The organism is Methylibium sp. (assembly GCF_013817365.1).
Lineage (GTDB): Bacteria > Pseudomonadota > Gammaproteobacteria > Burkholderiales > Burkholderiaceae_C > Methylibium.
Window position 1 is genome coordinate 1 of the sequence record NZ_JACDCU010000157.1, and the last position, 8133, is coordinate 8133.

Annotated in this window: 4 protein-coding genes, 1 tRNA gene and 2 pseudogenes; 1 reads left to right on the forward strand and 6 read right to left on the reverse strand. The window is 70.3% G+C overall.

The features are described from left to right. The 6 genes and pseudogenes from dsbD to H0W38_RS22070 all read right to left on the reverse strand — a co-directional run. A partial coding sequence (gene dsbD, locus H0W38_RS11050) for a protein-disulfide reductase DsbD (protein ID WP_367161924.1) occupies positions 1-1726 on the reverse strand: 1726 nt, incomplete at its 3' end. 160 nt (positions 1727-1886) lie between these two features. Then, positions 1887-3278 (reverse strand): L-seryl-tRNA(Sec) selenium transferase, encoded by a 1392-nt coding sequence (gene selA, locus H0W38_RS11055; RefSeq protein ID WP_292453880.1) that lies wholly within the window; start codon positions 3276-3278, stop codon positions 1887-1889. Between the two features lie 71 nt (positions 3279-3349). Next, a tRNA-Sec gene (locus H0W38_RS11060) sits at positions 3350-3443 on the reverse strand. A gap of 5 nt (positions 3444-3448) precedes the next feature. Next, complete coding sequence (selB, locus tag H0W38_RS11065) at positions 3449-5407, reverse strand: selenocysteine-specific translation elongation factor (protein WP_292453873.1); 1959 nt, start codon at positions 5405-5407, stop codon at positions 3449-3451. Positions 5408-5490: 83 nt separating this feature from the next. Further along, positions 5491-7056: pseudogene (locus tag H0W38_RS11070) on the reverse strand (ABC transporter substrate-binding protein). Positions 7057-7210: 154 nt separating this feature from the next. After that, positions 7211-7648: pseudogene (locus H0W38_RS22070) on the reverse strand (redoxin domain-containing protein); the annotation flags it as partial. Between the two features lie 159 nt (positions 7649-7807). On the opposite strand from H0W38_RS22070, the gene H0W38_RS11080 reads away from it, so the two are divergent. Then, positions 7808-8133 (forward strand): TlpA disulfide reductase family protein (locus tag H0W38_RS11080; RefSeq protein WP_292453878.1); only part of this gene is annotated, 326 nt, incomplete at its 3' end.

Sequence of the window (8133 nt, forward strand, 5' to 3'; positions counted from 1 at the left end):
AGCCGATGACGCGCAGCGACCCGAGTTCGCGTCCGCCAGCATCGAAGAACACGATCCCCGGCGGGCCGAACAGCCCGAAGCGCTTGAGCAGTGCCCGGTCTTGTGCCGAGTTGGCGGTGACATCGACTTGCAGCAGCACCGCCTTGTCGAGCTTTGCACGGACCCTCGGATCGGCGAAGGTGAAGCGCTCCATCTCCTTGCAGCTCACGCACCAGTCGGCGTAGAAGTCGAGCAGCACCGGGCGGCCGGAAGCGGCGAGGGCGGCGTCGAGTTCGGCCACCGTGCGCACGCGCGTGAAGCGCGGGCCCTCGTGAGCACCGGGCCTTGCCTGCGCTCCTGCCGCATCGCCGCCAGCACGGCTTGCCAACGGCGCCAGCGGACGCAGCGGATCGCTCGCACCGGCAGCGGCGCCGACGAGTTGCAGCGCGCCGGCGATCGCGAGCACCAGGCCGGCCGTCTTGCCGAGCCGCAGCGCAGCCCCCGCCCGTTCGGGCAGGCGGTCGAAGACGAACAGGAAAGTCGCCGCGCACAGCAGCACGGCGCCCCAGCCGGCCACGGCCAACGGCGCCGGCAGCACCGGCGACAGGATCCACCAGGCCACTGCCAGCAGCAGCACGCCGAATCCGCGCTTCACGCCCTCCATCCATGCGCCGGCGCGCGGCAGCAGGCTGCCGGCCGAGGCACCGACGAGCAGCAGCGGCACGCTCATGCCGGCCGCCAGCGAGAACAGCGCGCTGCCGCCGAGCAGCACGTCGCGCGTCTGGCTGATGTAGATCAGCGCGCCGGCCAGCGGCGCGGCGACGCAAGGGCTGACGATCAGCGCCGACAGCCCGCCCATGGCGAACACACCGAGGGCATGGCCTCCGGGCAGGCGGTTCGTCCCGCTGGAAACGCCGCTGCTCCAGGCAGCCGGCAGCTGCAGCTCGTAGAAGCCGAACATCGACATCGCCAGCGCGGCCAGCATCGCTGCGAAGACGCCCAGCACCCAGGGCGTTTGCAGCGCGGCGGCGAGACCCTCGCCGGCCAACCCGGCCGCGACGCCCAGCAGCGTGTACACGAGGGCCATGCCGAGCGAGTAGACGATCGACAGCGAGAGCCCGCGGGAGCGGGACACCGCGCCGCCCTTGCGGCCTGCGCCGACGATGATCGACGACAGGATCGGCAGCATCGGCAAGACACAGGGCGTGAAGGAAAGCAGCACGCCGGCCAGGAAGAAGGCGCCGACGACGATCCAGTAGCGCCCGCTGCGCAGGGCGCCGTCGATCGAGGCATCGCCGGAGCTGCCGAGCCTCGGCGCGCTTGCGTCCGGTGCAGGGGCGGCCGGGGCCGTGGCGGCATCGACCGCGCGTCCGTCGAGCGTGCCTGTCGCCATGTCCGCGGCCACGGCGGTACCGCCGAGGGTCATGACGCGCACCGTGCCGTCGCCGCCAAAGCCCGCCAACCGGACCTCTGCAGCGTGGGTCATCGGCGGGTAGCACAGCCCCTTGTCGGCGCAGCCCTGGCTGGTCACGTTCAAGGCAAAACCAGCCGGGGCGTCTTCGACCGGAAGGCGGATCGTCAGGCTGCCCCGATGCGTCTCCACGTCCTTGCCGAAGGTTTCGTCGAACTTGACCTTGCCGGCCGGGATGACGGCCGCGCCCAATCGGGCCGCGGGCGGCTCGGCCGCAAAGGCGAACTGCTCCCGGTACAGGTAGTAGCCGTCCGTCACCTTGAAGACGATTTCCACGGTGCGATCGTCGAGGGTGCGTGCCTAGAAGCGGAAGGCCTGCTCGGGCGGCAGGAAGTCTTCCGCGGCCACCGCGACCGGGAGCGCCAGAAGCGAGACGACAAAGCTCAGGAGGATCGACAACGCTCGCATGGCTAACTCCGGGTTCAGGCTGCGCAACTCAGCGGGCCTTCGACAACAGCGGCAGCTGCTCGACGAACCGCGCCTCGTCGCGGGCATCGTCCAGGCAGCGCAGGTCGAGGCACAGCACGCCGTCGTGGATGTGGCCGACGACCGGCACCGGCAGCGCGCGAAGCGCCTCCTCCAGGCGCTGCAGCGCGCGGCCGGATAGCCTGGGCGCAATGCCCAGGCCGAAGCTCGGCAGCCGGTCGACCGGCAGCGAGCCGCTGCCGATCTGGCTCAGCAGGGGCCGTGCGTCGACGACGCAGTCGCTGCCGAGCGCCTGCGCAAGCATTGGCCGCAAGCGCTGTGCCACGGCCTCGATCTCGGCCGCCGGCCGCGTCAGCAGACGCAGCGTGGTGAGCCGCTCGCGCAGCCGCTCGGGGTGGCGGTACAGCCGCAGCACCGCCTCCAGCGCGGCGAGCGTGATCTTGCCGACGCGCAGCGCGCGCTTGAGGGGGTTCTTCTTGATGCGGCGGATGAGCTCGGCGCTCCCGGCCAGCAGGCCGGCCTGCGGGCCGCCGAGCAGCTTGTCGCCGCTGAACAGCACCAGGTCGGCACCGGCCGCGATGGCGCCCCGCACCGTCGGCTCCGGCGGCAGGCCATACGCGGCCAGGTCGATCAGGGAGCCGGCGCCGAGGTCGTTGATCATCGCCAGGCCGCGCGCGTGCGCGAGCGCCGCGAGTTCGTGCTCGGGCACCTCGGCGGTGAAGCCGCTGAGCGCGAAATTGCTGCGGTGGACCTTCATCAGCAGCGCCGTGCGCGGCGTGATCGCCGCCTCGAAGTCGCGCAGGTGGGTGCGGTTGGTCGTGCCGACCTCGCGCAGGCGGGCCCCGGCGCGGGCCATGATGTCGGGCACCCGGAACGAGCCGCCGATCTCGACCAGCTCGCCGCGCGAGACGATGACTTCGCGGCGCTGCGCCAGGGTGTTGAGCGCGAGGAACACGCCGGCCGCGTTGTTGTTGACGACGGTGCAGGCTTCGGCCCCCGTCAGCTCGCACAGCAGGTCGTCGACGAGGTCGTCGCGGTCGCCGCGGCCGCCGGTGGCCAGGTCGAATTCGAGGTTGCCGGGCATGCGCATCGCCTGCGCGACCGCGGCGATGGCTTCCTCCGGCAGCAGGGCGCGTCCGAGGTTGGTGTGCAGGACCGTGCCGGTGCAATTGAAGACGGCGCGCAGTTTCGGGGCCGCGCGTGCCGCCAGGCGCTTGCCGCACCGGGCCGCGAGTTCGTCGGGCGTGGGCACCGGTTCGTCGTCGGCGCGTGCGCGCGCCTCGGCCAATGCCTCGCGCAGTGCGGCCACGACGGCGCTGTGGCCGTGCTCGGCCAGGAGCGACTGCGCGGGTGGCGAGCGCAGCACGCGGTCGACGGCCGGCAGCGCGGCGCGCGGCGAGATCCCCGACGGCGCAGCGCGCCCCGAGACGCCCGGTGGCGCTACGAGCGACACGGCCGCGGGCCTGCAGGCGGCGGAAAAGAGTGGGAGTCGAACCCACCAAGGACCGGCTGGCGGCCCTTCCCGGCTTTGAAGGCCGGACGTCCCACCGGGGAGCGCATCTCTTCCATGAATCAATTCGGCGCTGCGCCGGCCTCGCCGAAGACCGACGCTGCTTCGCGTCGGAGGCGCCGGCCGTCCCGGCGCCGCATCGTGAAGCCGGCGCGGTCGAAGTACTCGAGCACCGGAATGCCGAGATTGCGGTGCAGGCCCGTCGCTTCCCGGAAGGGGCCGACCGTGAGGATCCCCTTCGGGTGCGCACTTGCGAGCCTTTGCGCCTGCGCCGCAAGCTCCGCGACCGTCCGCGGCAGCATGAAGACCTCGCGGCGCACTTGGTGCAGCTGACCCATGCGCACCAGCTTGCGCAGCAGCAGCCGCAGCAACTCGTCCTTCGTGCGCATCTGCTCCGCGAGGCCGGCCACCTGCGGCGTGGCGATGCCTGCGGCTTCCAGCAAGGGCCGAGCACCCTGCCACAGGGCGCATTCCGACTCGCTCAGGGTCACCTCGTGGCCCGGCAACCGGTAGCGCGAGCCGGCGCGACGCACCAGGCCGGCCTGGACCAGCTGTTCGGCGATCGCCGCGGCGATCGGCAGCGCCGGCCGGCCGGGCAGGGCTGCGCGCAGCTCGTCGATGTGGGGCCCCGGGCTGTCCGGGTCGCGTTGATGGCAGACCTGCAGCCAGCCCTGCAACCCCTGCGCGCAGGCCGACCAGTGCGCAGCGCCGAAGCCCAGCGCCGGCGCACGCGACGCGGTGCCGGCAGGCCGCAGGACCTGCATCGCCACGCTGTCGAGAACGCGGGCCCGTTCGTCGTCGCGCAGGTTGTACAGGCGGGCGAAGGCGTCGAGATCGACGCCGGCCGGCTCCACGTCGAGCAGTTGCCGCAGCGCGTCGTTCGGCGCCGGCGACTCCAGCGCGCGCAGCACCGCCAGCCGCTGCGGCTTGCGGCGGCCGCGCGCGGGTCCGAAGGCGTCGAGCACGCTGCCGCCGCCCAGGGTCCGCTGCGCGGACTGGTCGCGCACGATGAAGCGGTCGCCATGCAGCGCGCCGATCGGCGCGTCGAGGACGAGCTGTGCAAGCGCGCTGGCGCCGGGCCGGAGCGGCTCCTCCTGCAACAGCGCGATGCGGCCGGTCACGTCGTTCGCGCCGAGGTGGACATGCACCGGCGTCCAGTGCCGCAATGCCCGGTCCTCGCTGCCCAGCAACTCCAGGCGGACGTCGAGCCGGTCCGTGGGGGCATGCAGCGCCGAGCCGAGCAGCCATTGGCCGCGCGCAATGTCCCGGCGGTCGAGCTGGGGCGCGGTGATGTTGAGTGCGCAGCGCTGCCCGATGCCGCCGCCGTCCGCCGCGCGGTTCTGCGCGTGCAGCCCGCGCACCCGGACCTCGATGCCCAGGGGCGAAAGGGTCAGCCGGTCACCGACGGCGACACGGCCGGCGAACACGGTGCCGGTGACGATGGTGCCGATGCCGGGCCGCGTGAAGGAGCGGTCGATCGCCAGCCGGAAATGGCCGCCCGCGGCCCGGCGCGACGGCTGCCGGGCTGCGGCCTCGTGCAGGTGCCGGCGCAGGTCGTCGATGCCCTCCCCGCTGACAGCCGAGACCGGCTGCACCTCGAAGCCGGCGCAGCGCGTGGCGGCCAGCAGTCGGCGCACCTCCTGCAGCGCGGCCTCGCGCCGCGCGTCGTCCACGCGGTCGACCTTGGTCAGGGCGACGACGCCGTCGGCGAGGCCGAGCTGCTCGACGATCGCCAGGTGCTCCAGCGTCTGCGGCATCGGACCGTCGTCCGCCGCGATCGCCAGCAGCACATGGTCGATGCCGGTCGCGCCGGCCAGCATGTTGTGGATGAACCTCTCGTGCCCGGGCACGTCGACGAAGCCGAGCGTGTCGCCGCTGGGCAGCGGCTCGTAGGCATAGCCGAGGTCGATGGTGATGCCGCGCGCCTTCTCTTCCGGCAGGCGGTCGGCGTCCACGCCTGTGAGCGCGCGCACGAGCGAGGTCTTGCCGTGGTCGATGTGCCCTGCGGTGCCGACGATCATGCGGTCTCGGTAATGCGGTAAGGGTGTGCGGTGAAACAAGGGCCCGCTCGCGCGGGCCCTTGTTCGTTCTCGGTGCGAAGCGCTTACTTCGCCATGGCCTGCTTGTCGGCGCCCGGCTTGACCGTGGTCTCGGCCAGTTCCAGCATCCAGGTCTTGAATGGCACGAAGTCGACGCGGTTGCTCACCGCGTACAGCTTCGAGGGCGCATACAGGAACACGACGTTGGCCTGCTCGTGGACGTAGCGGTTCAGCTCGGCAGTCTTCTTCTCCAGGTTGGCCTTGCTCTTCTCGGCCAGGATCGCCTTGCCCATCGCCTCGAACTTCGGGTCTTCCGGCATCTTGCGGAAGCCCCCGTCCTTGGCGAAGAACTCGCGGAAGACGACGCCGTACGGGTACTCCGGCGACCAGTCGAAATGCTCGACCAGCCACACGTCCCAGCCGTCGCCCTTGGGCGTGCCCGAGTAGTCGGCCGTCACCTTGACGCCGGCCTTCTCCAGGCTCGCTGCCATCGCCTCGACCACCCCCTTGTAGCCCTCGCCCGCCACGACGGTGATGCCGCTGATGCCCGCCGCCTTCAGCGCCTTGCCGGCGGCTGCCGGCTCGTACGCGTAGGGCTGGAGGTCGGCGTCATAGCCGTAGTGCCCGGGCACGATCATCGCGGGGATCACGGTGCCGTAACCCTTGGCACCCTGTTTCACCACCATCGCCCGGTCGACGGCCTTGCTGAGCGCCTGCCGCACCTTGATGTCGTTCCACCTCGACGCCGGCGCATTGCGGTTGATCACCCCGACCAGCACCGTCTTGGCCTTGCTCTCCACCAGACGCGCCTTGGTGCTCGACTCGAGCGCCACGGCCTCGCTCGGCGTGAGCTCGGTGACGATGTCGACCTTGCCGCCCTTGGCCACTTCCTCCAGCGCTTCCGCCTTCGAAATCACGTTGTCGAAGACGAAGGTCGCCTTCGGCATGCGCGCCTTGTTCCAGTAGGTCGGGTTGGGCTCGAGCGTGAGCGTCGGCGAACGCTTGTCCAGCACCGAAAAGCCTTCCTTGAGCACGAACGGACCAGTCCCCCACGGACCCGGTTCGTCGATCACTCACCATTGGCCTTCGGCGTTGCCTGCCTTCTTGTTCTTGAACCCGTTGGTGTCCCAGAACCGGGTGCTCGCCACGTGCATGCCGCGGAACTTCATGATCGCGGCACTGTCGGTGGCCGGGAACACGAAGCGCACGGTGTGGTCGTCGACGATCTCGAGCTTGGTGTCCTTGGCGAAGTTGAGGAAGGCGCCCGGCGGGTGCGGGTTCTCCCAGCGCTGCACCTCGTCGAAGCTGCGGCGGAACACCTTGGCGTTGAACGGCTCGCCGTCCTGGAACTGGATGCCCTTGCGCAGCTTGAACTCGAGCGTCTTGTCGTCGACCCAGCGCCAGCTTTCGGCCAGCGTCGGGATCGTGCGGCCGTCTTCGTTCACCCGCACCAGTTCTTCCATGGTGTTCCAGGTGATCGACAGCCAGTTGACCGGCGAGGGATCGACCACGGTGATGACGGGCGTGGCGGCGATTGCCGCCGCTGACCCGGCTCCCAGCGTGACCGCCATCGCCAGCGCCCGTGCGCGCTGCTTCCAGCGCGGCGGGACAACCGGATTCATGGCAAACATAAGCGTTGTCTCCTTGTGTTGATGAACGAACGACCGCTGCCTCGCCCGCCGGTGCGTCTAGAGCAGCGGCCGAACCAGTTCTTCGAAGCGGCCCGGGCGGCGCCTCGCCGAGCAGCGAATGGACCAGCCGGCCCTGGGCGTCGACGATCACCGCGAAGGGCAGTCCACCGGCGCTGTTGCCCAGCTTCTTGGACAGCGCGATGGCGTCGTTGCTGCCCAGGAGCAGCGTGTAGTTGATCTGGTAGTCCTTGGCGAACTGGACCACCTTGTCGGTGTTGTCCACCGCGACGCCGACGATCTTGAGCTTGCGGTCCTTGTACTTCTCGTGCAGCGCCTTGAGCTCGGGCACCTCGTGCTTGCACGACTTGCACCAGGTGGCCCAGAAGTACACCAGCATGGGCTGGCCCCTGTACTGCGCCAGCGGCTGGAGTTGGCGGTCGAAGTCCTTGAAGCTGGCGGCGAACAGCGCTTCGGCGGTCGAAGCGCCCGAAGGAGCGGCATCGGCCTGCGCGGGCGCCGCCGGTGCGGCCGTGGCCGCCGCACCGGCAAGCATCAACAGGCCCAGGACTTTCCACACCGCTCGGCTGTGCATCGAATCGCTCCTGCTGGGACGGCGCACTTTGCACCGACTCGTAAATAATGTACGCGCTAATTATTTGCGCGAAAAGCACTTTCCTTGCAAACTCGGGAGCCGATGGATCGGTGTTTTCCCCAGCTTCTTTACCGGCGTGAACGGCGACATCCCATGCGCGTGCTTACCCTGCTGCTCGTCGCCGCGATGGCGCAGACCCTTTTCGTGTTCCGGCCGGTCGCGCCGCCTGCGCCGACGGCGCCGCCGCCCGGGTACACGAAGGCCAAGGCCGACGCGGTGTTCAACAGCTCCTTCAAGCGATTCACGTCGACGCCGCAGGCGCTGGCGGTGTACCGGGGACGGCCGCTGGTGATCTACTTCTGGGCCACCTGGTGCGTGCCGTGTCGCGAGGAGACGCGGATGCTCGCGGCGCTGCAAGGGCGTCATTCCGCCGACGAATTGACGGTGCTCGGCATCGGCATCGACCAGTCGGACAAGCTGGAACG

Bases quoted from the DNA above. Each gene is read 5' to 3' on its own strand.
- selB (WP_292453873.1), bottom strand. From the start codon at position 5,407: ATGATCGTCGGCACCGCAGGGCACATCGACCACGGCAAGACCTCGCTC.